At 64.1% G+C, this 25,624-nt stretch carries 22 protein-coding genes; 14 read left to right on the top strand and 8 right to left on the bottom strand.

Annotation, left to right across the window (positions count from 1 at the left end; all coding sequences use genetic code 11):
• Positions 1-35 precede the first annotated feature (35 nt).
• Positions 36-374: a P-II family nitrogen regulator gene (locus CLU88_RS05650; protein ID WP_099655750.1), complete on the bottom strand. Its 339-nt coding sequence runs from the start codon at positions 372-374 to the stop codon at positions 36-38.
• A gap of 70 nt (positions 375-444) precedes the next feature.
• Positions 445-2,103, bottom strand: a complete 1,659-nt coding sequence (locus tag CLU88_RS05655) for an NAD+ synthase (protein ID WP_099658674.1) — start codon at positions 2,101-2,103, stop codon at positions 445-447.
• Positions 2,104-2,207: 104 nt separating this feature from the next.
• Here CLU88_RS05655 and CLU88_RS05660 point away from each other — a divergent pair, with 104 nt between their 5' ends.
• On the top strand, positions 2,208-3,464 hold the full coding sequence (locus tag CLU88_RS05660; RefSeq protein WP_099655751.1) for a GNAT family N-acetyltransferase: 1,257 nt from the start codon (positions 2,208-2,210) through the stop codon (positions 3,462-3,464).
• Positions 3,465-3,592: 128 nt separating this feature from the next.
• Here CLU88_RS05660 and CLU88_RS05665 read toward each other — a convergent pair whose 3' ends face one another.
• The 3 genes from CLU88_RS05665 to ppa all read right to left on the bottom strand — a co-directional run bounded on the left by CLU88_RS05665 (position 3,593) and on the right by ppa (position 8,993).
• A complete protein-coding gene (locus CLU88_RS05665) occupies positions 3,593-5,347 on the bottom strand; it encodes a methyl-accepting chemotaxis protein (protein ID WP_099655752.1) in 1,755 nt (584 codons plus the stop codon).
• A gap of 544 nt (positions 5,348-5,891) precedes the next feature.
• Positions 5,892-7,517, bottom strand: a complete 1,626-nt coding sequence (locus CLU88_RS23450; protein WP_099658675.1) for a methyl-accepting chemotaxis protein — start codon at positions 7,515-7,517, stop codon at positions 5,892-5,894.
• Between the two features lie 939 nt (positions 7,518-8,456).
• Complete coding sequence (gene ppa, locus CLU88_RS05675) at positions 8,457-8,993, bottom strand: inorganic diphosphatase (protein ID WP_099655753.1); 537 nt, start codon at positions 8,991-8,993, stop codon at positions 8,457-8,459.
• A gap of 241 nt (positions 8,994-9,234) precedes the next feature.
• On the opposite strand from ppa, the gene CLU88_RS05680 reads away from it, so the two are divergent.
• The gene (locus CLU88_RS05680; RefSeq protein ID WP_099655754.1) at positions 9,235-11,316 is read left to right on the top strand and encodes a sodium-translocating pyrophosphatase; all 2,082 of its coding nucleotides are present in this window, start codon (positions 9,235-9,237) and stop codon (positions 11,314-11,316) included.
• Positions 11,317-11,473: 157 nt separating this feature from the next.
• Complete coding sequence (locus tag CLU88_RS05685) at positions 11,474-12,298, top strand: metal-dependent hydrolase (protein WP_099658676.1); 825 nt, start codon at positions 11,474-11,476, stop codon at positions 12,296-12,298.
• A 123-nt stretch (positions 12,299-12,421) separates the two neighbouring features.
• Here CLU88_RS05685 and CLU88_RS05690 read toward each other — a convergent pair whose 3' ends face one another.
• Positions 12,422-12,946 carry a DUF962 domain-containing protein gene (locus CLU88_RS05690; protein WP_099655755.1) on the bottom strand — a complete coding sequence of 175 codons (525 nt, stop codon included), beginning with the start codon at positions 12,944-12,946 and terminating at the stop codon, positions 12,422-12,424.
• A 222-nt stretch (positions 12,947-13,168) separates the two neighbouring features.
• On the opposite strand from CLU88_RS05690, the gene CLU88_RS05695 reads away from it, so the two are divergent.
• The 4 genes from CLU88_RS05695 to CLU88_RS05710 all read left to right on the top strand — a co-directional run bounded on the left by CLU88_RS05695 (position 13,169) and on the right by CLU88_RS05710 (position 16,890).
• Positions 13,169-13,876 (top strand): Crp/Fnr family transcriptional regulator, encoded by a 708-nt coding sequence (locus tag CLU88_RS05695; RefSeq protein ID WP_099655756.1) that lies wholly within the window; start codon positions 13,169-13,171, stop codon positions 13,874-13,876.
• Positions 13,877-13,990: 114 nt separating this feature from the next.
• Positions 13,991-15,424 carry an aldehyde dehydrogenase family protein gene (locus CLU88_RS05700; protein ID WP_099658677.1) on the top strand — a complete coding sequence of 478 codons (1,434 nt, stop codon included), beginning with the start codon at positions 13,991-13,993 and terminating at the stop codon, positions 15,422-15,424.
• 43 nt (positions 15,425-15,467) lie between these two features.
• Complete coding sequence (locus tag CLU88_RS05705; protein WP_099655757.1) at positions 15,468-16,061, top strand: DUF2889 domain-containing protein; 594 nt, start codon at positions 15,468-15,470, stop codon at positions 16,059-16,061.
• A 67-nt stretch (positions 16,062-16,128) separates the two neighbouring features.
• A complete protein-coding gene (locus tag CLU88_RS05710) occupies positions 16,129-16,890 on the top strand; it encodes an SDR family oxidoreductase (protein ID WP_099655758.1) in 762 nt (253 codons plus the stop codon).
• A 76-nt stretch (positions 16,891-16,966) separates the two neighbouring features.
• Here CLU88_RS05710 and CLU88_RS05715 read toward each other — a convergent pair whose 3' ends face one another.
• Positions 16,967-17,806: a type IV pili methyl-accepting chemotaxis transducer N-terminal domain-containing protein gene (locus CLU88_RS05715; protein WP_099655759.1), complete on the bottom strand. Its 840-nt coding sequence runs from the start codon at positions 17,804-17,806 to the stop codon at positions 16,967-16,969.
• 220 nt (positions 17,807-18,026) lie between these two features.
• On the opposite strand from CLU88_RS05715, the gene moaA reads away from it, so the two are divergent.
• The 5 genes from moaA (at position 18,027) to CLU88_RS05740 (ending at position 22,318) form a co-directional block, all read left to right on the top strand.
• The gene (moaA, locus tag CLU88_RS05720) at positions 18,027-19,163 is read left to right on the top strand and encodes a GTP 3',8-cyclase MoaA (RefSeq protein WP_099655760.1); all 1,137 of its coding nucleotides are present in this window, start codon (positions 18,027-18,029) and stop codon (positions 19,161-19,163) included.
• A 175-nt stretch (positions 19,164-19,338) separates the two neighbouring features.
• Complete coding sequence (gene mobA, locus CLU88_RS05725) at positions 19,339-19,965, top strand: molybdenum cofactor guanylyltransferase MobA (RefSeq protein WP_099655761.1); 627 nt, start codon at positions 19,339-19,341, stop codon at positions 19,963-19,965.
• Positions 19,966-19,967: 2 nt separating this feature from the next.
• Positions 19,968-20,561, top strand: a complete 594-nt coding sequence (locus tag CLU88_RS05730; RefSeq protein ID WP_099655762.1) for a GNAT family N-acetyltransferase — start codon at positions 19,968-19,970, stop codon at positions 20,559-20,561.
• A gap of 62 nt (positions 20,562-20,623) precedes the next feature.
• A complete protein-coding gene (gene glp / locus CLU88_RS05735; RefSeq protein ID WP_099655763.1) occupies positions 20,624-21,976 on the top strand; it encodes a gephyrin-like molybdotransferase Glp in 1,353 nt (450 codons plus the stop codon).
• 15 nt (positions 21,977-21,991) lie between these two features.
• Positions 21,992-22,318, top strand: coding sequence for a thioredoxin family protein (locus CLU88_RS05740; RefSeq protein ID WP_099655764.1), 327 nt, complete (start codon positions 21,992-21,994; stop codon positions 22,316-22,318).
• Positions 22,319-22,340: 22 nt separating this feature from the next.
• Here the strand turns inward: CLU88_RS05740 and CLU88_RS05745 are convergent, their stop codons facing one another.
• Positions 22,341-23,060, bottom strand: a complete 720-nt coding sequence (locus tag CLU88_RS05745) for an SIMPL domain-containing protein (protein WP_099655765.1) — start codon at positions 23,058-23,060, stop codon at positions 22,341-22,343.
• Between the two features lie 229 nt (positions 23,061-23,289).
• On the opposite strand from CLU88_RS05745, the gene ompR reads away from it, so the two are divergent.
• A complete protein-coding gene (gene ompR, locus CLU88_RS05750) occupies positions 23,290-24,021 on the top strand; it encodes a two-component system response regulator OmpR (RefSeq protein ID WP_010460834.1) in 732 nt (243 codons plus the stop codon).
• Between the two features lie 6 nt (positions 24,022-24,027).
• A complete protein-coding gene (locus tag CLU88_RS05755) occupies positions 24,028-25,557 on the top strand; it encodes a sensor histidine kinase (protein ID WP_099655766.1) in 1,530 nt (509 codons plus the stop codon).
• Positions 25,558-25,624 lie beyond the last annotated feature (67 nt).

Consider the following 25,624-nt stretch of genomic DNA (forward strand, 5'->3'; position numbering starts at 1 on the left):
AGCACCCCTCCGCTACCGCAGAGAGGGCTAGTGCATCAAATGGCGGAGTCGTCCAGATCCCCCGTGCGAATGCGCACCACGCGTTCCACGGGCGTGACGAAGATCTTGCCGTCACCGATCTTGCCTGTGCGGGCCACATTCACGATGGCGTCCACGCAGCGGTCCACATCTTCGGTCTTCACAGCCACTTCCACCTTCACCTTGGGCAAGAAGTCGACGACATACTCGGCACCGCGGTACAGCTCGGTGTGTCCCTTTTGACGGCCAAAACCTTTGACTTCGGTCACCGTCAAGCCCGTCACGCCGCATTCGGCCAGGGCCTCGCGGACTTCTTCCAGCTTGAACGGCTTGATAACTGCGGTGATCATTTTCATGGGTGGGTCTCCTGGGAATGTCAAAAAGGCTTTGGGCCGGGGGATTGAAAAACGAACCAGACAGAGCCCGTCAGGCCCTGAACTGGCTGGTGATAGGGTAACGCCAGTCTTTGCCAAAACTGCGGCGCGTGACGCGAACCCCTACAGGGGCCTGGCGGCGTTTGTACTCGTTGAGCTTGATGAGGCGGGTGACGCGCTCCACATCGGCGCGGGCAAAGCCAGCGGCAATGATGGACTCGATGGGCTCGTCATTCTCCATGTACCGCGCCACGATGGCGTCCAGCACCTCATAGGGCGGCAAGCTGTCCTGGTCTTTCTGATCGGGACGCAGCTCGGCACTGGGGGGGCGGGTGATGATGCGATCGGGGATGGGGTTGGTGCCCGTTCCATACGGGTCGTTGGCATTGCGCCAGCGCGCCAGGTCAAACACCCGCGTCTTGGCCACATCCTTGATGACGGCAAAGCCCCCGGCCATGTCGCCGTACAGCGTGCAGTAGCCCGTAGCCATCTCGCTCTTGTTGCCCGTGGTCAGCACCACGGCACCAAACTTGTTGGATAACGCCATGAGCAAAGTGCCGCGAATGCGCGCCTGCAGGTTCTCTTCGGTCGTGTCTTCAGGCAAGCCCGCAAACTCGGTGGCCAGCGCCGCCTTGAAGGCCTCAAACTGGGGCTTGATCGAAATTTCGTCGTAACGCACGTTCAACCGTTCGGCCATGTCGCGCGCGTCAATCCAGCTGATGTCGGCCGTGTAGGGCGACGGCATCATCACCGCACGCACCTTGTCAGCGCCCAGCGCGTCCACGGCAATGGCCAGCACCAGCGCGGAATCAATACCGCCCGACAAGCCGAGCAAAGCCCCCGGAAAGCGGTTTTTGCCCACATAGTCGCGCACGCCCAAGACCAGGGCATCCCACAGATCGGCCTCAGCGCTGGGCACGGGGGCCACATCCGCTACCAATTCAATAGCGCCTTGCGCTGATTGGGCGCGCGCTACAAACAGATTTTCTTTAAAACCCGGGGCCCGCCCCGCCACCGTGCCGTTGGCGTTGAGGGCGAACGAGCGCCCCTCAAACACCACCTCATCCTGCCCACCGACCAGGTGCGCGTAGATGAGGGGCAGGCCCGTCTCGGCCACGCGCTCGCGCATGGTCTGCTCGCGCTCGGCGCTTTTGCCCAGGTGAAAAGGCGATGCGTTGATCACCGCCAGCAGCTGCGCTCCGGCCGCTGCAGCATCGCGTGCCGCCGCCGGGAACCAAGCGTCCTCGCAGATCAGCACCCCTACGCGCACGCCGGCCACGTCCACCACGCAAGGCGTTTGCTCGGCCACAAAGTAGCGGCGCTCATCAAACACCTGGTAGTTGGGCAGCTCGCGCTTGAAATAGGTTTGCTCGACCTGCCCATCGCGCAGCACGCTGGCCGCATTGTGGCAAGGGCTGAAGGCCGGGGCGCCCGGTGCCACGGCTTGCGGATGGCCCAGCACGATGACCAAGCCCTGTAACCCTGCGGTCTCGCGGGCCACGGTTTTCACGGCATCATCACAGGCTGCCAAAAAGGCGGGGCGCAAGAACAGGTCTTCTGCGGCATAGCCGCACACTGCCAGCTCGGGGGTCAACAACAACTGCGCCCCCTGGGCATGGGCCTCGCGCGCGGCGGCAATGATTTTTTGCGCATTGCCGGGCATATCGCCCACCACAAAATTGAGCTGTGCAGTGCAAATGGAGAGCGTCATGGAACTGAAGAAGGCCCCGCAGGCCTGGTTGGACAACGCCCACGCAGGCCCTGTAAAGCAGAGGCAAGCACCCTGTGTGGGTCCCTGCTCCCCCAAGGCACGCCGTGGCTGAGTCGCACATTATCGCCCGCGTACACCCCAGCGTGCTCGACCTGCCCGCAGAGCCCTGGAATGCGCTGCTGGCCCAGCAAACCCATGCCACGCCATTCATGCGCCACGAGTACCTTGCGGGCCTGGAGCGCAGCGGCAGCGCCGCCCCGCGCACGGGCTGGACGCCGCGCTTCATCTCGCTGTGGGAGGACGACGTGCTGATGGCCGCCTGCCCGCTGTACCTGAAAGACCACTCGTACGGCGAGTACGTGTTTGACTGGGCCTGGGCCAATGCCTACGAGCAGCACGGCGTGCCCTACTACCCCAAGGCCGTGGTGGCCGTGCCCTTCACCCCCGTGCCCGGCAGCCGCTTGCTGGCGCGCGACGATGCCGCCCGGGCGCTGCTGGTGCAAGCAGCGCGGCAATGGTGCATGGACGAAGGCATCTCCTCGCTGCATGTGCTGTTCGCCAGCGAGCAAGACACCGCAATCTGCGCTGAACAGGGCCTGATGCTGCGCCACACCGTGCAATTCCACTGGCAGAACGCACGCCCCGAACCCACCAATGCAGCAGGCCCCGGCACCCCCTTGCCACCCGCCCACAGCCCCTTCACCAGTTTTGATGACTTTTTAGCCCACCTCAGCCAAGACAAGCGCAAAAAGATCCGCCAGGAGCGCCGCCGTGTGGCCGATGCGGGCGTGCAGTTCCGCAGCTCGCAAGGCCGTGCCATCAGCCAGGCAGATTGGGATTTTTTCTACCGCTGCTACGAGCGCACCTACCTGGAGCATGGCAACCCGCCCTACCTCAGCCGCACCTTCTTTGCCGAGATGGCACAGCACCTGCCCGATGCTTGGTTGTTGTTCATCGCCGAGCGAGACGGCACCCCTATTGCTAGCAGTTTGATAGCTATCAGCGCTTATGAATCAAGCACTAGCGGCCAAAATGACCAAGAACTTGTGGCCTATGGCCGCTATTGGGGCGCACTGGAGCGCGTGGACTGCCTGCACTTTGAGGCCTGCTACTACCAGCCCTTGCAGTGGTGCATTGAGCAGGGCGCGTACCGCTTTGAAGGCGGCGCCCAGGGCGAGCACAAAATGGCCCGGGCCTTGCTGCCGGTGCAAACCCACAGCGCCCACTGGTTGGCACACCCCGCCTTTGCGGATGCGGTCGAGCGTTTTTTGGAGCGTGAGGGTGAAGGCATTGGCGAATACCTGGAGTCACTGCAAGAGCGAACGCCCTTTCGCCAAGCGACCGGATCGGCACCTGGGTAGCGTCCTATTCAACCCGTCGCACAGAAAAAAAGGCCGGGGCATCATGCACCGACCTTACAACCTTCAACGCTGGCGAATACAGCCTCCAGCAAAACCCCAAGGGTCTGAGCCCTCAGGGCTAGGCACTGTCAGAACGACTCCCAATCGGCATCATCACCCCCAGCAGCTTTGGGCTTGGCCGCGCTGCTGAAAGGCACCTGGGGCGCGGGCGTCGCCGCTTTGGGGGCGGGCGCGCCAACCACCTTGGCCTTCAACGCTTTGGCCGCCGGTGCCGCCACGCGTGCAGGCGCAGAGTGCGCGCGTGGCGCCACAGCCTGCGCACGGTGGGCCCGGGCGCTTTGCTCATCGGCGGGCGAGAGCTTAAAAAACGCCACCGTGCTCACCAGGTCTTGCGCCTGGTTGTTCAGGCTGCTGGCCGCAGCGGCCATTTCTTCCACCAAGGCCGCGTTCTGCTGCGTGACTTGGTCCATCTGCGTCACAGCTTCACCCACCTGGCTCACGCCCTGGCTTTGTTCGCCGCTGGCCGCACTGATCTCGCCCATCAGGTCGGTCACGCGCTTGATGGCGCCCACCACCTCGGTCATGGTGTTGCCAGCCTGATCCACCAACGCGGTGCCCTGCTCCACCCGCTCCACGCTGTCGTTGATCAGCGTCTTGATCTGCTTGGCCGCCTCGGCCGAGCGGCCGGCCAGGCTGCGCACCTCGCTGGCCACCACGGCAAAGCCACGGCCTTGTTCTCCGGCACGGGCGGCTTCCACTGCGGCGTTCAGCGCCAGGATGTTGGTCTGGAAAGCAATGCCATCGATCACCCCAATGATGTCGCTTATCTTGCGCGAGCTGTCGTTGATGCCTTTCATGGTCTCAACCACCTGGCCCACCACATCGCCGCCTTGCACAGCCACGGTGGACGCACTCATGGCCAACTGGTTGGCCTGGCGGGCGTTGTCCGCGTTCTGGCGCACGGTGGAATTGAGTTGCTCCATGGATGCGGCGGTCTGCTGCAAGGCACTGGCTTGTTGCTCGGTGCGCGCACTCAGGTCGTTGTTGCCCTGGGCAATTTCTGACGAGGCCGTCGCCACGTTCTCAGAGCCTTCACGCACATGGCCCACGATGCGCGAGAGGCTTTGCTGCATCTCCGCCAGGGCGTGCAGCAGGCGGGCAGGCTCGTCCTTGCCCTGGGCGTCAATGTCGATCGACAAATTGCCCCGGCTGATTTCTTCGGCCGCCTCTACCGCGCGCTGCACCGGGGTGGTGATGGAACGCGTAGCCCACACGGCAAACAGCAGTCCAAGGAGCAGCGAAACACCCGCCGACACGCTAAGCACCCACTGGCTGGCGACAGCTGCGCTCAAGACAGATGCCTCAAATGCCCGCAGCTCATCATGGGTGTACTGTGTGACGTCTTCCAGCGATTTGATGTAGTTTTGCGCCAAAGGACGCAACTCACTGTCCACCAGCGCAAAAACCTCTTCTCCAGCCTTCTTGCGCTCCAGCAACTTGGCCCGGGCATCCACATAGACCTTGCGCTCTGCAGCCACCTTGGCCAGCAACTCCTGGCTCTTGGCACTTTGCATCAGGGCCTCCAGCTTCTTTTGCCCTTCGGTCACTTCCTTGGTGGTGGCGGCCATTTCGGCGCCCAAGGAAGCGATGTAGCCCGCATCGGATGTCTTGAGCGCAGCAGAGGCGCGCACCCAGTTCAGATCAATGGCTGCCTTCCAATCCATGGCCAGCTCATTGCGTTCAATCTCCACGGACGAAATACGCACTGTGGCTTCTTTGAGGGTCGAAAGACGCCAAACGCCGACAGTGGCAATCAAGGCCGTGATCAAGAGGATGAGGCCAAATGCCAATCCCAAGCGGGTACCGATTTTGAGGTGGTTCATAGTGGTTCTCCACAAAAGGCTTTTCTCCGCAGCTACGCGGCCTCCCTCACGGCACCGCAAGCATCTTTTTTGTTGTCTTCAATCGAGTGCGTTACACAGAGGCCACAGTGCACAGGCAGAGCACTATCACGGCACCGCATCAGCACAAGTTGACACATGCAATTGTGAATTATGCTCCAAATTTATATCATTTGCATCACATTTATTGAATTAACTATTTTTTGACAAATTTAATTCTCTAAAGAGGTGTAATGTCGCAGCCACACGACGGATAAATTTGTTAAAAATAGCGATTCGCATTTATCAATATGCGCTACCCATCGTACGCTCCAACCCGGTGCTTGGGTAGTGCTTCACCCAGAGCAACTCTCACCAAGTTGGGGCGCTAGCACCCCAATCCCTGGAGTCCTCAGGTTTCGCAAAACTGGCTGTCTAAAACAAAAAAGCACGCCCTCAGGCGTGCTTTGGTAGCGGCTGGCATGGTTGCGGCAGGAAGGCAATGCCCTCCCCAGGCCCTTGCACACCCAACTCCGCTCAGCTCAACTTAGAAGCTCTCCCACTCATCGTCATTGCCCCCGGCCTTCGCTGCCTTGGGCGCTGGCGTTGCCTTGGGTGCTGGCGCCGCCGCCTGGGGCGCTGCCAGGCTCGCCGCTGGCTTACTTTGGGCTGGCGCTTTGGCCGTTGTCGCCTTGGGCTTGCTCAGTGCAGGCCGGGCGCTGGGGGTTTTGCCCAGGCTGCTGGCACCGGGGCTGCTGGTTCGGGCGCTGTAGCTGCTGCTGGGGGCGCTGTAGCTTGTGCCGCTGGCATCGTGCGCCAGTTTGAACACTGCCACCGCGTTGACCAGCTCGCCCGCCTGGCCGTTGAGGCTGCTGGCCGCTGCCGCCATTTCTTCCACCAAGGCCGCGTTTTGCTGGGTCGCCTGGTCCATTTGCGTCACCGCTTCGCCCACTTGGCCTACCCCTGCGCTTTGTTCGCTGCTGGCCGCGCTGATCTCTCCCATGATGTCGGTCACGCGCCGGATGGCCGTGACGACTTCGGTCATGGTGCTGCCGGCTTTGTCTACCAGCAGGGTGCCTTGTTCTACCCGCTCTACGCTGGCCATGATCAGGCTCTTGATTTCTTTGGCCGCTTCTGCGCTGCGTCCTGCCAGGTTGCGTACTTCGGTGGCTACCACCGCAAAGCCTCGGCCTTGCTCTCCGGCCCGGGCGGCTTCCACGGCGGCGTTCAGCGCCAGGATGTTGGTCTGAAAGGCAATGCCGTCGATCACGCTGATGATGTCTGCAATCTTGTTGCTGCTGGCGTTGATGCCTTTCATGGTCTCCACCACTTCGGCAACCACTTCTCCGCCTTGGGTGGCAACGGTCGATGCGCTCATGGCCAGTTGGTTGGCGGTGCGGGCGTTGTCTGCGTTTTGGCGCACGGTGGAGCCCAGCTCTTCCATGGAGGCTGCGGTTTCTTCCAGGGCGCTGGCTTGTTGTTCGGTGCGGTTCGACAGGTCATGGTTGCCATGGGCAATTTCCGAGGAGGCCATCTGCAGGTTGGCCGTGGCCTCGCGCACGGAGGCTACCGCAGTGTTCATGCGCGCCAGGGTGCTCTGCAAAGACATGCTGGCTGGCGTGCTTGCGCTGATGGCGATGGCCGCATCCAGGCTGATGCCATCAGGGCGGTCTACGGCAGCCACCAGATTGCGCAACTCCACCCCGGCCTTGGCTGTGCGGCCCAAGCTGACCGCCATGAGGATTTCCAGCCCGGTTTGAATGACAACATACACGGCGTGCGCCACCGTGCGGGTAAAGCTGGCTTCGGTGAGGCAATACACCCCCAAACCGGCGGCTTGCAAACGGTCAAAAAGCACGTGGTGCACAGCAAAGACCAAGGCCGCCAGCAATATCGGGCGCCAGTCCAAATACACCAGCAGCAGGGCCAAGGTCACAAACACCCCGAAGTGAAGCTCCGTCTGCCCCTGGGCCAACTGGATGTGCAGTGCCACAAAAGAGGCCTGCACAAAGGTCAGCACCAACCGGGAAGCCAAGGTGCCTGCGCTGCTGGCATACACAAAGAAGGCCACCACCAGCAAAACGGCTGAAACGCCCCACGCTAGGCCCGATTCCACAAAATTGGCGCCCAGCACAATGGCCGTTATCGCACTTAAGCCAATAGCGGCGAGCATGACGCGATCGCCCAGCAAGGCCTCCCCCGAGCGGTGCGATTGCGGGGATTGAGCCAGGGTGTTTGATTGATTGTTCAAGAGGTACTCCAGTCTAAAAATGGGGGCAGCATCGCCACCCTTTGGCTACGCCCCTGCCACAGGGCATGCCCACCCCCACTGAGTGCCCCACAAAAGGGCCCTGGCATTCATCGCGTCTGCAATCCGGCATCTGCGCCGCAGAAACCCACTCAGTCGCCACGTCACCCCAACACGGGAGCCCCTCCCTGCGACCACAACACGCCGTGCATGGATGCACGGGTTGGGGTCTCCGTGAACCGTTAGATGGTTTTAATTTTACAACGAAATATCATTTATATCAATAAAATGATTAATATATTCGTGAAATTTCTGATGCCTTTGCTGCTCTCCCGCGCACAAACCCGCCGCCACCCGTTGACTGTTGACGGCTGGACTGGCCGATGGTCGTCACAAAAGAGGCTGATCGAGATCGGTTGCGCCTCATGCCCGTAACTGCGCTCGTGGGCACGCCAACGTTCATAGCCCGCTCGGCGGTGGCTGGGTTCTTGTCACGCATCAATTTAACTGCGTGGCCTCAACGTAGTGAAAACAAAATGGTTGCATTTGTTGCAAGTCACAATACTTTGCAATTTCAGCAGCGTTTCGACGAGCCTTGAGAAACCCGTAAGAGCGCCGCAAAACCGAGGTCTGCTGCCAGGCAGGCACCTCACAGATCCATCGCCGCGATGGATACGGCGCATGTCGGGTGGCCTAGTTAAGGCTCTGAAGTTCCTGAAGCCTGCGAAGCGGCCCATGAAAAAAGCACGCGGGCTTTGCAACCAGCGTGCTTTTTGGTGAGGGGTGAGATCATTGCGTAAAAACCCAGCCTCTCCCCGACGAAAGCCTCCCTGTGGGCCTCAATAACCCAGGGGCGATAGGAAATCAGGCCTGCGTCTTTTGGTAGTTGGCCACACCGTCGGTGATTTCCTTCTTGGCGGCATCAATGCCTTCCCAGCCCAGCACCTTGACCCACTTGCCCTTTTCCAGGTCTTTGTAGTGCTCGAAGAAGTGAGCGATGGCGTTGCGGCGCATGGCGTTCACGTCATCAATGTTCTTCCAGTGGTCGTACATGGGCAGGATCTTGGAAGTGGGCACCGCGATGACCTTGCCATCCACACCAGCCTCGTCTTCCATCATCAGGATGCCGAGAGGGCGGCAAGTCACCACCACACCAGGGTGCAGGGGATAAGGCGTGATCACCAGCACGTCCACTGGGTCACCGTCGCCCGACAGGGTCTGGGGCACGTAGCCATAGTTGGTGGGGTAGTGCATGGCCGTGGTCATGAAACGGTCCACAAAAATGGCGCCCGACTCCTTGTCGACTTCGTACTTGATCGGGTCCGCATTCATCGGGATTTCGATGACCACGTTGAAGGACTCTGGAAGGTTCTTGCCGGGGGTGACGTTGTTGAGGGACATGTCTTTAAAAATAGTGGTTAGCAACGGTAACCCGCGAAGCATGGCATGCCATATTGCGTCGGGATTAACCCTGATTTTAGGGGCACACCCCTTTCTACCCGCTTGCATTTGGGGCTTTGGCTGTAAATTGGGCACGTTGGCCAATCGGCCCTGCAGCGCGGGGCCCGAAGAAGCAACGCAGCGGAAGCACCACCGATGCGTCGTGTTTCCATCCGTGCAACTGCATTCATAGGAGCACCGAATGGCTGATAGCGCAGCAATGACCCCTCCCCTTCTTCTCGCCCTGGTCTGCGGACTGGTGGCCGTGGCCTACGGCATCTGGGCCCGGGGCTGGATCCTGGCCAAAGACCCTGGCAACGCCCGCATGCAGGAGATCGCAGCCGCCATCCAGGCGGGCGCTGCGGCCTACCTCGCACGCCAGTACAAGACCATCGCCATCGTCGGCGTGGTGCTGGCGGTTCTCATTGGCATCTTTCTGGACGGCACCACGGCCATAGGCTTTGTGGTGGGCGCGGTGCTCTCGGGGGCCTGCGGCTTCATCGGCATGAATGTCTCGGTGAAGGCCAACGTGCGCACGGCGCAGGCGGCCACACAGGGCATTGGCCCGGCGCTGGACGTGGCGTTTCGTGGCGGTGCCATCACCGGCATGCTGGTGGTGGGACTGGGCCTCTTGGGCGTCACGGGCTTCTTCTGGTTCCTGGCGGGCAACGGCAACCTCACGCCCACGGCCCATCTGGCCACGCTGCTCAACCCGCTGATCGGGTTTGCATTTGGCTCGTCGCTGATCTCGATCTTTGCGCGGCTCGGTGGCGGCATCTTCACCAAGGGCGCCGACGTGGGCGCCGACCTGGTGGGCAAGGTGGAGGCCGGCATCCCCGAGGACGACCCGCGCAACCCCGCCGTGATTGCCGACAACGTGGGCGACAACGTGGGCGACTGTGCCGGCATGGCGGCCGACCTGTTCGAGACCTATGCCGTGACACTGATCGCCACCATGGTGCTGGGCGCGCTGCTGGTGGGCTCTGCCGCCGTGAGCGCCGTGGTCTACCCCCTGGCGCTGGGGGCCGTGTCCATCATCGCGTCCATCATTGGCTGCTTTTTCGTCAAGGCCACGCCGGGCATGAAGAACGTGATGCCCGCGCTGTACAAGGGGCTGGCGATTGCGGGGGTGCTGTCGCTCATTGCCTTCTACTTCGTCACGGTGTGGATCATTCCAGACAACGCCATCGCCGCCAGCGGCAGCCAGATGAAGCTGTTCGGCGCCTGCGCCACCGGGCTAGTGCTGACGGCCGCGCTGGTGTGGATCACCGAGTTCTACACCGGCACGCAATACTCGCCCGTGCAGCACATCGCCCAGGCATCCACCACAGGCCACGGCACCAACATCATCGCGGGCCTGGGCGTGTCGATGCGGTCCACCGCCTGGCCGGTGATCTTTGTGTGCCTGGCCATCCTCTCGGCCTACCAGTTGGCGGGCCTGTACGGCATTGCGGTGGCCGCCATGTCCATGCTGAGCATGGCGGGCATCGTGGTGGCGCTGGATGCCTATGGCCCCATCACCGACAACGCGGGCGGCATTGCCGAAATGGCCGAGCTGCCCAGCAGCGTGCGCGACATCACCGACCCGCTGGACGCCGTGGGCAACACCACCAAGGCCGTGACCAAGGGCTACGCCATCGGCTCGGCCGGGCTGGCCGCGCTGGTACTGTTTGCCGACTACACGCACAAGCTCGAAAGCTACGGCCGGGCCATCACGTTTGATTTGTCAGACCCGCTGGTCATCATCGGCCTGTTCATCGGTGGCCTCATCCCCTACCTGTTTGGCGCCATGGCGATGGAGGCCGTGGGCCGCGCCGCCGGTGCCGTGGTGGTGGAGGTGCGCCGCCAGTTCAGCACCATCCCCGGCATCATGGACGGCACCGGCAAGCCCGAGTACGGCAAGGCGGTGGACATGCTCACCACCGCCGCCATCAAGGAGATGGTGGTCCCCAGCCTGCTGCCTGTGGTCGTGCCCGTGGTGGTGGGCCTGCTGCTGGGCCCCAAGGCGCTGGGCGGGCTGCTGATGGGCACCATCGTCACGGGGCTGTTTGTGGCCATCAGCATGTGCACGGGCGGCGGCGCGTGGGACAACGCCAAGAAGTACATCGAAGACGGCCACCACGGCGGCAAGGGCTCTGAGGCGCACAAGGCCGCCGTGACCGGCGACACCGTGGGCGACCCTTACAAGGACACCGCAGGCCCGGCCATCAACCCGCTGATCAAGATCATCAACATCGTGGCGCTGCTCATCGTGCCGCTGGTGGTCAAGTTCCACGGGGGGTGATGGTGCACAGCCCCTCCATGCGCACGGGGGCGATCCGCCTGATTCGCATCAAGCCATAGGCGGCGGGCGCGGCGTCTTGCGCAAACATTGATTGACGCCTGCGCCCGCCCTCTTCACGATGGCGGTGCGTGCGTTACTGTTTGAAGGAGACACTGCCATGACCGAACTGGTCGTTCGCCGCCTGTTGATTGACCTGGCCCGGCCCATGGCGCAGCACTGGTGCGGGGGCGATGCGTTTCGCACAGCGCTGTTCAATGCGCTGTCGATGAGCTTTCCGATGGGCGAGCAGTTCTTCATCGATGCCGTGCGAGATGGCCACAAATCCATGCCCCCCGAACAGCACGCCCGCTATGCCAGCGAGGTGCGCGGCTTTATCGGGCAAGAGGCCACACACCGGCGTATCCATGGCCTGTTCAACAGCCACCTGGAGCAGCGCGGGCTGCGCAACCTGTGGGCCCAGTCCATCGAAAAGCAGCGCAAACAATTTGAAGGCCTGGACCCGCGCCACGCCCTGGCCGTCACAGCGGCCAATGAGCACTTCACAGCCGTGCTGGCCGAATGGCTGCTGGGCCACCCCGACATGCTTGAAGGCAGCGAAGAGCGCCTGCAAACCCTGTGGCTGTGGCACAGCGCCGAAGAGGCCGAGCACAAGAACACCGCGTTTGACATCTACCAGGCGCTGGGCGGCGACCACCGCTGGCGCATTGTCTGGTTTCGGCGCACCACGCTCATGTTTGTGCTGGATGTGACGCGCCAAACCGTGCACAACCTGCACCGCGATGGCAGCCTGTACCGGCCCAGCACCTGGGCCAGCGCATGGCGCACGCTGATGGGCCCCGCCGGGCTGGTGCGCCACACCTGGCGCCCCTGGAAAGCCTACCTGCGCCGCGACTTTCACCCCAGCCAGCAGGCCAGCCCGCTGTCTGGCGAATGGCTGCAGCGCAACCGCAGCCGCTTCACGCTGGTGGGCGAGCGGGGCTGACGCTGTCTGCATCCAGACACATACCCATTGCTACCAAATTCATAGCTGCTAGCGCTTGACCATTGAGCGCTGGCGGGCATTTTCATCCACACTCCGTCTTCGAAGGGAGAAGGCTGCCGCCCATCAAGCCGCCCGGCCCAGGTCACGCAGGCGCACCGGGCCGCTGCGCTGTTCAATGGCTGCCTGCACCTCTTTGCGCAGGCCCAGCGCAAAGCCCCACTCGGCCACCACAAACAGCGGCCCCACCAGCAAGCCCATGATGTCGTCCACAAACGCGGGTTTGCGTCCTTCGTAGTAGTGCCCCACAAACTGGATCACCCAGCCCACGGCAAACAGGCCCACGCCCCACAGCAGCCACGCTGTGGTGGCCAGCGGCGCCATGGCCTGGGCCAGCGCCAGCATGGCGACCAGCAGGGCCCCCATCACCAGCCCCAGGCGCAAGTCCAGCCGCAGGTAAAAGGCGCCCGCCGCCACCGCACAAACCAGCGCAGGGCTTGCGGGCACCCCCGCCACCCACCACACGGGGCGCGAGAGCAGCAACACCACCGCAAACATGATCATGGGCACGCCCACAAAATGGGTATGGATGTTGCGGGGGTCGCGGTGGTAGGCGGCGTACTGGGCCAGGTGGTCGATCAGGGTTTTCATGGGTGTCTCCGTTCGTTGTTTTGCGCAGGATCGAATGTCTGGCGTGAATGGCGCTAACGTCTGTCGTGCAGCCGACAAAAATCGGCGCCCGCCCTGCTCCTGACCTCCTCACCGCCATCACCTCTGCCCCCACGACACCACGGCCTTACCCGCCATTTTTAGCCTTAACGGCCTGAACGGCCTCATCGGCCCCGCCAAAGCCCGCTGCTTTTCTTGACCTGCATGACGACCGAAGTCTCCGACCACCTTTTGGCACTCCAATCGGGCCGCTGGTTTGCCCAGCTGCCCGCTGATTTTTCTGACGCCCTGATCCGCATGGGCCGCATCCGCCAGCTGGCCGTAGGCCAGGCGCTGTTTTTGCGGGGCGATGCGCCCTGTGGGCTGTATGCCGTGCTGCGCGGTGCGCTCAGCGTGTCAGGCACCGGCGGGCGGGCCGACGACGCGCGCTCGGCCCTGCTCACCCGGCTGGAGCCGCCCCAGTGGTTTGGCGAAATATCGGTGTTTGACGGCAACGCCCGCAGCCACGACGCCGTGGCGGCCGAGCCCTGCACCCTGCTGCACGTGCCCCACGACGCCCTGCAAGACTGGCTGCGCACCCACCCCGAGCACTGGCACGCCCTGGCCCTGCTGGTGACCGACAAGCTGCGCACCGCCTTCATCGCACTGGAAGACGCCGCCCTGCTGCCAGCACCGCAGCGCCTGGCCCGCAGGCTGGTGATGATGGCCGAGGGCTACGGCCAGTGGAACGCCGGGGGCCTGACCCGCCGGGTGATTGCGCTGTCGCAAGAGCAGCTGTCGCAAATGCTGTCGATCTCGCGCCAGACCACCAACCAGATCCTCAAAGACCTGGAAGCGCGCCAGCTGGTGCGCGTGCAGCGCGGCGAGGTGGAGATCATGGACCTGGCCGGGCTGCGGCGCATCTACGCCTGAGACCTCACCCACCCTCACTATCAAAACAATAGCTGCTGTCGCTTGCTTTACAGGCGCTAGCGGCCCATTTGATTAATAGTAAGCACGCATTCGATTTCTATGCAGAATGGCACCATGCAACTGAACTACATCGCCAACGCCTCCGTTCCGTCTGCCTCCGGCCGCACGCTTGCGGTGGTGGATCCTTCTGACGGCCAGCCCTTTGACGACATTCAGCGCAGCAATGCCGCCGACATCGACACGGCCGTGCACGCTGCGCGCCAGTGTTACCACGCGGTGTGGCAACGCATGGCCCCGGCAGACCGGGGGCGGCTGCTGCAAAAGCTTTCGGCCAAGGTGCTGGAACATGCCGACGAGCTGACGGCGCTGGAGCAGCGCGACTGCGGTAAGCCCACCAAACAAGCCCGTGCCGATGCCCTGGCGCTGGCGCGCTACTTTGAGTTCTACGCCGGTGCCTGCGACAAACTGCACGGCGAAACCATTCCCTACCTGGACGGCTACAGCGTGCTCACCTGGCGCGAGCCGCATGGCGTCACCGGCCACATCATCCCGTGGAACTACCCCATGCAGATCTTTGGCCGCAGCGTGGGCGGCGCGCTGGCGGCGGGCAATGTGTGCGTGGTCAAACCTGCTGAAGACGCCTGCCTGTCGCTCATCCGCGTGGCGCAGCTGGCGGCCGAGGTGGGCTTTCCGCCGGGCGCCATCAACATCGTCACCGGCTACGGCCACGAGGTGGGCGACGCACTGGCGCGCCACCCCGGCATTGACCACATCAGCTTCACCGGCAGCCCCAAGGTGGGCACGCTCATCCAGCAGGTGGCAGCCGAGCGCCACTGCCCCGTGACGCTGGAGCTGGGCGGCAAAAGCCCGCAAATCATCTTTGCCGATGCCGACCTCGACGCCGCTGTGCCGGTGGTGCTCAACGCCATCGTGCAAAACGCCGGTCAGACCTGCTCGGCCGGATCGCGCGTGCTGATCGACTCGCTCATCTACGAGCCCCTGCTGGAGCGCCTGGGCCACGCCTTTGAAAAGCTGCGCGTAGGCCCCGCCGCCATGGACCTGGACGTGGGCCCGCTCATCCGCCAAAGCCAGCAGCAGCGCGTGTGGGACTTTTTATCGGACGCGCAAGTCGCAGGCATCCCCATGGTGGCGCAAGGCGTGGTGGTGGACGAGGCCCCCGAGGGCGGCTTCTACCAAGCCCCCACGCTGCTGCGCGATGTGCCCGTGGGCCACCGCCTGGCGCAGGAAGAAGTGTTTGGCCCCGTGCTCTGCGCCATGGCCTTTCAGGATGAAGACCACGCGGTGGAACTGGCCAACGCCACGCAGTTTGGGCTGGTGGCAGGCATCTGGACGCGCGACGGCGCCCGCCAGTTCCGCATGGCCAAGCGGGTGCACAGCGGGCAGGTGTTCATCAACAACTACGGCGCGGGCGGCGGGGTGGAGCTGCCGTTTGGCGGCGTCAAATCCAGCGGCTACGGGCGCGAGAAGGGGTTTGAGGCGCTGTATGGCTTCACCACCCTGAAGACCGTCGCCATCAAGCACGGCTGAGCCGAACTGCACTGCGCCAGAACCGACTGAACACGGCCTTGCCATGCCCCTGAGCGCCCCCGCCCCCCGCAAAGCCAGCCACATCCGCCGCGTGACGTACCAGGGCTACGAGCGCGAAGACGGACTGTGGGACATCGAAGCCGAGCTGCACGACAGCAAGGCGCATGACATGCCCTCCTTCCGGCGCGAGGGCGTCCGCCTGGCGGGCGACCCCATCCACCACATGTGGCTGCGGGTGACCATTGACCGGCAACTGGTGGTGCACGCCATCGAAGCCGCCATGGATGCCCACCCGCTGCAAGACTGCCCCCAGGCCCGCCCGGCATTGCAAGGCATGGTGGGCGCCTGCATGGCGCGCGGCTGGCGGCAGGCCATTGCGCAACACCTGGGCGGCGTGGCCAGCTGCACCCACCTGCGCGAGCTGCTGTTCAACATGGCCACCGCCGCCTTCCAGACCCTGCCCGCAGCCTTTGGCGGAGGCGACCCGGACACCCCACCCCGCCATCTGGGCCAGTGCACAGGGTGGGACTTTGAGGGCAACGGGGTCAAAGAGTATTTCCCGCAGTTCTATGGGCGCGGGTCGGCCAATGTGCGCCCCTCCAGCCCATCGCACCCTTCAAGCAAAAAGAGCCTCTAGCGCTTACCAATCAAGCGCAAGAAGCTATCAAAAGCAGAGCAAACCACCCTTTACCAGGAGACCCCGCATGCGCGTGCAGAACAAATCCATCATCGTCACCGGCGCTGGCAATGGCATTGGCGAAGGCATTGCCAAGCGCCTGGCCGAAGAAGGCGCCAGCGTGCTGGTCAACGACATCAACACCGCAGGCGGCCAGCGCGTGGTGGCCGAGATCACGGCGGCCGGGGGCAAGGCCGCGTTCTTCCAAGCCGATGTCACGCAATCCGCCCAAGTCCAGGCCTTGGTGGCAGAGGCCGAGCGCCTGTTCGGCAAGCTGGATGCCATGGTGAACAACGCGGGCTGGACGCACCGCAACCGCCCCATGCTGGAGGTGAGCGAAGAAGAGTTCGACAAGGTCTTCGCCATCAATGTCAAAAGCATCTACCTCAGCGCCATCCACGCAGTGCCCGCACTGCGCCGCGCAGGCGGCGGCAGCCTCATCAACATTGCCTCCACCGCCGGACTGCGCCCCCGCCCGGGCCTGACCTGGTACAACGGTTCCAAGGGCGCGGTCATCACCATCAGCAAGTCGATGGCGGCCGAGCTGGGGCCCGACAACATCCGCGTCAACTGCCTGAACCCCGTCTTCAACCCCGACACCGGGCTGGCAGCAGAGTTTGCAGGCGGCCCGGTGGACGAAGCCCGCCGCGCCAAGTTCCTGGCCACCATCCCGCTGGGGCGTTTCTCCACCGCACAAGACGTGGCGAATGCGGCGCTGTACCTGGCCAGCGATGAGGCCGCCTTCATCAGCGGCGTGTGCATTGAGGTGGACGGGGCGCGCTGCGTTTAAGAACCTGTTCTAAAGCCTGTTGGCGATCTCCCGCAAGACCGCCAACGCCCTCGGCCCAGCACTTCAGCCCAGCACTTCAGCCCAGCACTTCGCGCAGGGCCGCGTCGTACAGCGAGGTCAGCCGGTCCGTCACCTCCAGCAAACGCTCGCTGGTGGTGGCCACAGCAGACATGCCCTGGGCATCGGGGTTGCGGCGCATGGCGGTTTCAAAAAACAGCCACTGGGCCTGGCCCAGGTCCAGCTCGGTGCGGATGGCGGCGGTGGACACTGGCGCTGCCGCCAGGGCTTGCAGCGCCTGTTTGAACTCGGCTGCGTCGGCATTCATTTGGGTTTGCGATGCCTTGGGCTCCACGCCCGCTGCCATCAAGAAATAGTGCTTGGCCATGCGCTGCGACAGCATGCGCTGGCGCCCTGCCAAACCCACGAGCTTGGCGCTGGGTGCGCGGGCCAGCTTTTCCAGCGCCTCGGTGGCGGTCTGCGCCGCAGCCATCATGCGGTCGGCCTGCTCGGCCACTGCCACTGCCGATGCCTTGGAAGGCGCCACCGCCGTGAGCGTGTTCAAGATGCTGTACTGCTTTTGCACTTCTTCCAGCTGCCGGCTCAGCTCGGCAGGCCAGGCCCCCGCAGTAGACCCTTTGGCCAGGTCCGCAGCCCCGGCCTGCGCCTGCTTGCGCGCCTTGGCCAACGCTTCCAGGGCGACATCGGGCATCACGCCCAAATGCTGCTGGCAGTAGGCCTTGGCCATGCGCTGCGACATCGCCCGGAACGAGCCCGACACGTTGATGGCCGCAGACAACGCCATCTGCGCCTGCACGGTGGCCGCCCAGGTGGGCAACACCACGCCCGCCGTCACCCATTGCACTAGGCGCCGACGTTGGCGCGACCACGGAACCACGGTTGGATTGCTGCATGTCATGTCGGTGCCTGCTTTCTGTCAGAGTAACTGGGGTAAACCCTTGAAGGTCATGGAATTGTCATGACAATGTCAACCTACTCCCTTGCGCCAGATCAATATGCCGCCAGCAGCCCAAGGCGAAGATCCAGCCAAGTGCACAACCCGCTCGCGTCTTGACACGGATCAAGACAATGAAGGACTTGCCTGGTGTGGGAAACAGGCCTTCGGGCACAATTCGGCCATGGCTGAACGTGTCATTCCCCTGGTGGACCTGCGCCGCGCTGACTTGGCAGCCCTGGTTCCTTTGCACCCCTCGCAAGCCACTGGCTTGCTGGTGGACACCCTGGGGCGCCCGCTGCGCGACCTGCGCATCAGCGTGACGGACCGCTGCAACTTCCGCTGCAACTACTGCATGCCCAAGGAAGTGTTCGACAAGGACTACCCCTACCTGCCCCACAGCGCGCTGCTGAGCTTTGAAGAAATCACGCGGCTGGCGTCGCTGTTTCTGGCGCACGGGGTGCGCAAGATTCGCCTCACGGGCGGCGAGCCGCTGCTGCGCAAGAACATTGAAGAGCTGATTGCCCAACTGGCGCAGCTGCGCACGGTGGACGGCAAGGCGCCGGACCTCACGCTCACCACCAACGGATCGCTGCTGGCACGCAAGGCCAAGGCATTGAAGGAGGCGGGCTTGAACCGAGTGACGGTGAGCCTGGACGGGCTGGACGACGCCGTCTTCCGCCGCATGAACGATGTGGACTTTCCGGTGGCCGATGTGCTGGCAGGCATCGACGCCGCGCAGGCGGCGGGGCTGTCGCAGATCAAGGTGAACATGGTGGTCAAGCGTGGCACCAATGACCATGAAATCTTGCCCATGGCCCGCCACTTTCGCGGCACAGGCACCACGCTGCGCTTCATCGAATACATGGACGTGGGCGCCACCAACGGCTGGCGCATGGACGAGGTGCTGCCTTCGGCCGAGCTGATCGCGCGCCTGCGCGCCGAGCTGCCCCTCGTGCCCCTGTCGCCCAGCAGCCCCGGTGAAACGGCCGAGCGCTGGGGCTACGCCGATGCCAGCGGGCAGTACGACCGCGCGCTGGGCGAGGTGGGCGTCATCAGCAGCGTGACGCAAGCGTTTTGCCACGACTGCAACCGCGCCCGCCTGTCCACCGAGGGCAAGCTGTACCTGTGCCTGTTCGCATCCCAAGGGCATGACCTGCGCAGCCTGCTGCGCAGCGGCGCCAGCGATGCCGACATTGCCGCTGCCATCGCTCCCATCTGGGAGCAGCGCAGCGACCGGTATTCCGAATTGCGCAGCAGCCTGCCCGCCGATGCCAGCACGGGCACGCGGCGGGTGGAGATGAGCTATATCGGTGGATGAGGTGAAGCACCCCCTGAGTCGCCTTCGGCGCCTTCCCCCTCTCTCGCTGCGCGGGAGGGGGACGCAGCCCTCGCTGCGGGGCGGCCCTTGCTTGGCGGCCCTGGCCTGCACAGTTCTGGCGCCAAGGCCACGGGAAGCAGCAGCCTGGGTCCTTTGAAGAACTAAAGAGCAATTCATGATTGACACCCAAAACATCACCGGCCTCGTCATCGCCGGGGGCCGAGGCACCCGCATGGGCGGGGTGGACAAAGGCCTGCAGAACTTTCGCGGCCTGCCGCTGGCGTTGCACACCCTGATGCGGCTGCAGATGCAGGTGGGCGCCTCACTGGTCAATGCCAACCGCAATCTGGCGGCCTATGAGTCGTTTGGCGCCCCTGTGTGGCCCGATGCCAGCAACGACTACGCAGGCCCGCTGGCCGGTTTTTTGACTGGGCTGGAGCATTGCGAAACCCCCTGGCTGCTGACGGTGCCGTGCGACACCCCGCTGTTTCCGCTGGACTTGGCCGCCCGCATGGCGCAGGCGGCCGACGAGCAACAAGCAGACATCGCCATGGCGGCGGCCCCTGAGGACAACGGCACGGGCCACACCACCGTGCGCACGCAGCCGGTGTTTTGCCTGCTGCGGGTGGACCTGCTGGAAAGCCTGGTGCGCTTCACCCAGGCTGGGGGCCGCAAGATTGACGCTTGGACGGCCTTGCACCCCTGTGCCGTGGTGCCGTTTGACCAACCCGGTGACGACCCCAAGGCGTTCTTCAACGCCAACACGCTGGCCGAGCTGCAGGCGCTGGAACGCGCCAGCTGACCATGCCACACCCAGGCGCCACCTTGGAGCGCACTGCCGTGCAGATACGCCCCCTGCAGGCCAGCGATGCCGTGGCCTACAAGGCCCTGCGCGACGAAGCCCTGCGCAGCGCGCCCGATGCGTTCACCTCCGACTACGAATCCTCGGTGGGCCGGTCTGCCGAGAGCTATGTGGGCCGGTTTGGCGACCCCGCATCGGGCCAGTTCTTTCTGGGTGCATTTGACGACAACGGCGCCCTGCTGGGCTGTGTGGGCTGCGAGCGCGAGCAGCGCACCAAGCAGCGGCACTGCGCCGTGGTGGTGGGCATGATGGTGTCGCCCCAGGCCCAGCGCCGTGGCATTGGGCAGCAACTGGTGGCAGCCTGCATCCAGTTGGCACGGCAAGTGCCGGGGCTGACGCAACTGGTGCTCACCGTCACGGCCAACAACACCCATGTGGTGCGGCTGTACGAGCAGGCAGGTTTTCGCGCCTGGGGCCTGCTGCCGGGCGCGATCGTTGTGAACGGTGTGCCATACGACAAACTGCACATGCTGCTTTTGCTACCCTCAGCGCCCACCCCATCGGTCACCATCGCCACCGCAACGCCCGCAACCTAGAGCACGGCCCGCCCAAGGGGCAACGCGCCGTTTTGACTCCCCGACCCAACCACCGTTTTCGCATGAAATCCATCGCCCAGATTGCCGCCGAACTGGCAGGCTACGACCCCCAGGCCCTGCACGCAGACCAGGTCAACGCGTTTTTGCAGGCGCTGGTGCAGCCCGTGGAGGGCACACAAGAAGTCGGCATCTTCGAGGCCCTGGGCCGCGTGCTGGCGTGCGATGTGATTTCGCCCATCAGCGTGCCACCCCACGACAACTCCGCCATGGACGGCTATGCCTTTGCGGGCAGCCAACTGGTGGCAGGCCAGCCGCTGACGCTGCGCAACGTGGGCACGGCCCTGGCGGGCAAGGCCTGGGCAGGCAAGGTGCAGCCGGGCGAATGCGTGAAGATCATGACCGGCGCCATCATGCCCGCCGGGCTGGACACGGTGGTGCCGCAAGAGTTCACCACCACCCAGGGCGAGCACATCACCATAGCGGCCGATGTGCTGCGCCTGGGCGATAACCGCCGCTTCAAGGGCGAGGACCTGCTGGAAGGCGGCGTGGCCCTGGCGCGGGGCGAGCTACTCACCCCTGCCGCGCTGGGCTTGGTGGCCAGTCTGGGGCTGAAAACGGTGACGGTATCGCGCCGCCTGCGGGTGGCCTACTTCTCGACCGGCGACGAAATCCTGAGCCTGGGCGAGCCCCCGCGCGAAGGCGCCGTGTACGACAGCAACCGCTACACGGTGTTTGGCCTGCTCTGCCGCCTGGGCGTGGAGGTGATCGACATGGGCGTGGTGCGCGACGACCCGGCCCTGCTCGAAGCGGCCTTCACTGAGGCGGCACAGCGCGCCGACGCCATCATCACCAGCGGCGGCGTGAGCGTGGGCGAGGCCGACCACACCCGCGCCATGATGAAAAAGCTGGGCGACGTGGCCTTCTGGCGCATCGCCATGCGCCCCGGCCGCCCCATGGCCGTGGGGCGCATTGCTGCGCAAGGTTTTGAAGCAAAATCGGCCTCTAGCGCACCATTGACAAGCGCAGAAAGCTATCAAAAAAATAGCACCACCAACCCAGACAGCGCCATTCTGTTTGGCCTGCCGGGCAACCCGGTGGCGGTGATGGTGACCTTCTTGGCCTTTGTGCGCCCGGCCCTGCTGCGCATGATGGGCAGCACCCGCCCTGCCCCGCCCCTGCTGCGCGCCATCAGTACCGAAGCCATGCGCAAAAAGCCCGGCCGCACCGAATACCAGCGCGGCACCGTCACCACCGCCCCCGACGGCAGCCTGCAAGTGCGCACCACCGGCAACCAGGGCTCGGGCGTGCTCAGCTCCATGGTGCAGGCCAATGGGCTCATCGTGCTGCACCACCAGCAGGGCAATGTGGCGGTGGGGGATGCGGTGGATGTGATGGTGTTTGACGGCGTCATTTAACCGAGGACCCGCGCCATGCCCTATACCGCCCAACACCTGGCCGAGGCGCCCACCCGCGCTGCGGTGGAAGCGCTGCAGGGCACCACGGTGCTCGAATTCGGCACCCCCTGGTGCCCGCATTGCACGGGCGCCCAGCCGCTGATCGAACAGGCCCTACAAGGCCTGCCCCAAGTGCAGCACATCAAGGTGGAAGACGGGCCCGGCCAGCGCCTGGGGCGCAGCTACAAGGTCAAGCTGTGGCCTACGCTCATCGTTTTGAAAGATGGGCAAGAACGGGCCCGCGCCGTGCGCCCCACCACCCGTGCCGAGGTGGATGAGGCGCTGCGCGCAGCTTTGGACTAAACCACGCGGGCCAACGTCCCGGTCAGCGCATCTGCACCGTGCCCGACACGCTGATGCTGACCTGCTCACGCCCTGGCTGCACGGGCACGGGAGCCGATGCAAACGAGGCCATCTTTGAGCGCTCCACCATGCCCATCAGCGTCACCCCAACGCCCTGGCCCGACACACTCACCTCACGCAACCCATAGCCCGCAAAGCCAAAGGCTTTCGACAACTCCCCTGCGCGGCTCTTGAATTGCTCAATGGCCTGGGATTGGGCCTCGCTCTCGGCCTTGGCACGGGACTCCCGTGACAGTGTGAACATCACGTTGCTCACCGCCATGGTCTGGAGCTTGCCTGCAACGGTAGTGATGCGAGCGAAATCACGCCCCTGCAGCGTCAACTCGGCCTGCCCCTGCCAACCCACGATTTTTTGATCCTTGCTATAGCGTGGCGACAGGCTGAACGAGCCCGTGGTCACGTCCATCTGCCCGGCCTGCGCGCTGGCCTTGGCTTCCGTCAGGGCCGCATCCAGCGCCTGCTTGAGCTGCGTCTGGGCCACAGCCAGTGTGGGAGCGTCCTTGCTGGCCGTGAGAGTGATCACCAGCACATCCTGCTGCACCTCCACCAGCCCTGCGGCAGACAACTGCACCACATTGCGCGGCTCAGCGGCCACTGCCACGGCCGCTCCATTTTGAGCAAAAACAGCCCCAGCGCTTGCCAGCAAAGCGCTGGCAGCTACCAAACGAATAGCATTTTTCATCGACCCATGACCTTTCAGGTGCGGTGAACAGCCCGCCCGGGCACCATGCCCAAAACGCCTATCCGCACGCCAGACCTCAGTGTGTAGGCGCGCGCCGCAAAGCTGTGTCAGACAGGGTTGACGCTGGGGCAAAACTTGTAACAGTTGGTCAAACCCGGGGGTAAAAGCCGAACTTCGGCGCCCAACTTGGTCAGAATCGGCTCTGTTACAAATTGGACTTGAGAGCAATATGGCCACTACAACCAATCGCACCGACAAAGTTTTGGTGGTGGATGACGATGCACGCATCCGCGACCTGCTGCGCCGCTACCTGACGCAAGAAGGCTTTGAAGTCATGGTGGCAGAAGACGGCAAGGCGCTGAACCGCCTGCTGCTGCGCGAAACCGTAGACATCATCGTGCTGGACCTGATGATGCCTGGCGAAGACGGCCTGTCCATCTGCCGCCGCCTGCGCGCCGCCAACGACCGCACCCCCATCATCATGCTCACCGCCAAGGGCGAGGACGTGGACCGCATCGTCGGTCTGGAAGTGGGCGCCGACGATTACCTGGGCAAGCCCTTCAACCCCCGCGAACTGCTGGCCCGCATCCACGCCGTGCTGCGCCGCCGCCCCGCACAAGAAGCGCCAGGCGCCCCATCGGGCGACAACGAAGTGGTCACCTTCGGCCCCTTCACCTTTGACCTGGGCACCCGCGCCCTGCAGCGCAACGGCGAAGAGTTGCCATTGACCACCGGTGAATTCGCTATGCTCAAGGCCCTGGTGCGCCACCCGCGCCAGCCGCTGTCGCGCGAAAAGCTGGCTTTGCTGGCACGCGGCCGCGAGTTTGAGCCCTTTGACCGCAGCCTGGACGTCCAGGTGTCGCGCCTGCGCAAGCTGGTGGAAGTGGACGCTGCGGCGCCCCGCTACATCCAGACCGTGTGGGGTGTGGGCTATGTTTTTGTACCGGACGGAACGAGCTAATTCACGATGAACAAGCCTGAAGGCAAGCCCAGGCCCCGCAGGCGCACACACGAAGGACCGCCCGCCGACGCCACCAGCCCTGCACCACTGGAGTCGTCGCTGCGCATCGCACGCGAGCAACGCGCTCGCGTGGGTCTGAATCTGTTTTGGCGCACTTTCTTTTTGCTGGCGCTCTTGCTGGTGGGCAGCATCCTGGCATGGCTGCAAACCTTGCGGGCGCTGGAGTTTGAACCCCGCACCCTGCACACGGCCCAGCAAATCGCTTCGCTGGTCAACCTGAGCCGGGCCGCCCTGGTGCACTCGGACGCCATCGCGCGCGTCTCGCTCATCAAGACCATGGCCGACCAGGAAGGCGTGCGCATCCTGCCCCGCGAGCCGGGCGACAAGTTCACGCTGCTCGATGGCAACGCCCTGGGCAACCGCCTGACCGAAGAACTCACCGCCCGCCTGGGCCCCGACACCATCGTGGCCCAGAACGTGAATGGCGAGAACGGCCTGTGGGTGGGCTTCAACATCAATGGCGACCCCAACTGGCTGCTGATGGACCGCTCGCGCTTCAGCCCTGCAGGCGGGCGCACCTGGCTCATCTGGCTCATCACCGCCGGAGCCCTGTCTCTGGCCGGAGCTGCCGCCATTGCGCGGCTGATCAACCGCCCGCTCAAGCAACTGTCGTATGCCGCCAACCGCGTGCGCGACGGCGACTTTGCCGCCAGCCACCTTGATGAAGAGGTGGTGACCAGCGAGATCCGCGAGGTGAACATCGGCTTTAACCGCATGGCGCAAAAGCTGGCCAAGCTGGAGCAAGACCGCGCCGTGATGCTGGCCGGCATCTCGCACGATCTGCGCACGCCCCTTGCCCGCTTGCGGCTGGAAACCGAGATGAGCGTGACAGACGACATCGCCCGCGAGCACATGGTGGCCGACATCGTGCAGCTCGACGCCACCATCGACAAGTTCCTGGACTACGCCCGCCCCGACCATGTGACGCTGACCCCGGTGAACCTGCACGCGGTGGTGTCGTCATGCGTCTATGCCGTGCAAGACCACCGGGAGCTGCAAATCACCATGCAGGTGCCCGAAGACCTGAACGTGCTGGCCGACGAAGTGGAGTTGGCACGGGTGATCTCGAACCTGCTGGAAAACGCCCGCCGCTACGGCAAAGCTGCTGACACCGGCGTGACCAGCGTAGACATTGCCGCCAAGGGCCGCGAGAGCTGGGTACTGCTCAAGCTGCGCGACCACGGCGCGGGCGTGCCGCCTGAGCAGTTGTCCAACCTCACCAAGCCGTTTTTCCGGGGCGACTCGGCCCGCACAGCAGCGGCAGGTGCGGGCTTGGGCTTGTCGATTGTGGACAAGACCGTGCAGCGCATGGGCGGCATCTTTGCGCTGGCCAACTCCAGCACCGGCGGGCTGGTGGCCCACATCCAGCTACAGCGGGCCACCGAGTTGCCCGCAGGCGTAGACCCCAAGCAGCGCCTGCAGCGCCCGGCCATCAAGCGCCAATTGCCCCGCAAGCGGGCGCAAGACCAAGCCTGACCACGGCAGCCACGGCAGCGCAACGGGCGATCCTCATGCGGGATCGCCCAGGGGTTCACTGGCAATA

The sequence above is a fragment of the Acidovorax sp. 56 genome, from assembly GCF_002749705.1.
Lineage (GTDB): Bacteria > Pseudomonadota > Gammaproteobacteria > Burkholderiales > Burkholderiaceae_C > Acidovorax.

Excerpts from the sequence above, each read along its gene's own strand:
- CLU88_RS05650 (WP_099655750.1), bottom strand. The coding sequence starts at position 374 with ATGAAAATGATCACCGCAGTTATCAAGCCGTTCAAGCTGGAAGAAGTC.
- CLU88_RS05655 (WP_099658674.1), bottom strand. The coding sequence starts at position 2,103 with ATGACGCTCTCCATTTGCACTGCACAGCTCAATTTTGTGGTGGGCGAT.
- CLU88_RS05665 (WP_099655752.1), bottom strand. The coding sequence starts at position 5,347 with ATGAACCACCTCAAAATCGGTACCCGCTTGGGATTGGCATTTGGCCTC.
- CLU88_RS23450 (WP_099658675.1), bottom strand. The coding sequence starts at position 7,517 with ATGCTCGCCGCTATTGGCTTAAGTGCGATAACGGCCATTGTGCTGGGC.
- ppa (WP_099655753.1), bottom strand. The coding sequence starts at position 8,993 with ATGTCCCTCAACAACGTCACCCCCGGCAAGAACCTTCCAGAGTCCTTC.
- CLU88_RS05680 (WP_099655754.1), top strand. The coding sequence starts at position 9,235 with ATGGCTGATAGCGCAGCAATGACCCCTCCCCTTCTTCTCGCCCTGGTC.
- CLU88_RS05685 (WP_099658676.1), top strand. The coding sequence starts at position 11,474 with ATGACCGAACTGGTCGTTCGCCGCCTGTTGATTGACCTGGCCCGGCCC.
- CLU88_RS05690 (WP_099655755.1), bottom strand. The coding sequence starts at position 12,946 with ATGAAAACCCTGATCGACCACCTGGCCCAGTACGCCGCCTACCACCGC.
- CLU88_RS05695 (WP_099655756.1), top strand. The coding sequence starts at position 13,169 with ATGACGACCGAAGTCTCCGACCACCTTTTGGCACTCCAATCGGGCCGC.
- CLU88_RS05700 (WP_099658677.1), top strand. The coding sequence starts at position 13,991 with ATGCAACTGAACTACATCGCCAACGCCTCCGTTCCGTCTGCCTCCGGC.
- CLU88_RS05705 (WP_099655757.1), top strand. The coding sequence starts at position 15,468 with ATGCCCCTGAGCGCCCCCGCCCCCCGCAAAGCCAGCCACATCCGCCGC.
- CLU88_RS05710 (WP_099655758.1), top strand. The coding sequence starts at position 16,129 with ATGCGCGTGCAGAACAAATCCATCATCGTCACCGGCGCTGGCAATGGC.
- CLU88_RS05715 (WP_099655759.1), bottom strand. The coding sequence starts at position 17,806 with ATGACATGCAGCAATCCAACCGTGGTTCCGTGGTCGCGCCAACGTCGG.
- moaA (WP_099655760.1), top strand. The coding sequence starts at position 18,027 with ATGGCTGAACGTGTCATTCCCCTGGTGGACCTGCGCCGCGCTGACTTG.
- mobA (WP_099655761.1), top strand. The coding sequence starts at position 19,339 with ATGATTGACACCCAAAACATCACCGGCCTCGTCATCGCCGGGGGCCGA.
- CLU88_RS05730 (WP_099655762.1), top strand. The coding sequence starts at position 19,968 with ATGCCACACCCAGGCGCCACCTTGGAGCGCACTGCCGTGCAGATACGC.
- glp (WP_099655763.1), top strand. The coding sequence starts at position 20,624 with ATGAAATCCATCGCCCAGATTGCCGCCGAACTGGCAGGCTACGACCCC.
- CLU88_RS05740 (WP_099655764.1), top strand. The coding sequence starts at position 21,992 with ATGCCCTATACCGCCCAACACCTGGCCGAGGCGCCCACCCGCGCTGCG.
- CLU88_RS05745 (WP_099655765.1), bottom strand. The coding sequence starts at position 23,060 with ATGAAAAATGCTATTCGTTTGGTAGCTGCCAGCGCTTTGCTGGCAAGC.
- ompR (WP_010460834.1), top strand. The coding sequence starts at position 23,290 with ATGGCCACTACAACCAATCGCACCGACAAAGTTTTGGTGGTGGATGAC.
- CLU88_RS05755 (WP_099655766.1), top strand. The coding sequence starts at position 24,028 with ATGAACAAGCCTGAAGGCAAGCCCAGGCCCCGCAGGCGCACACACGAA.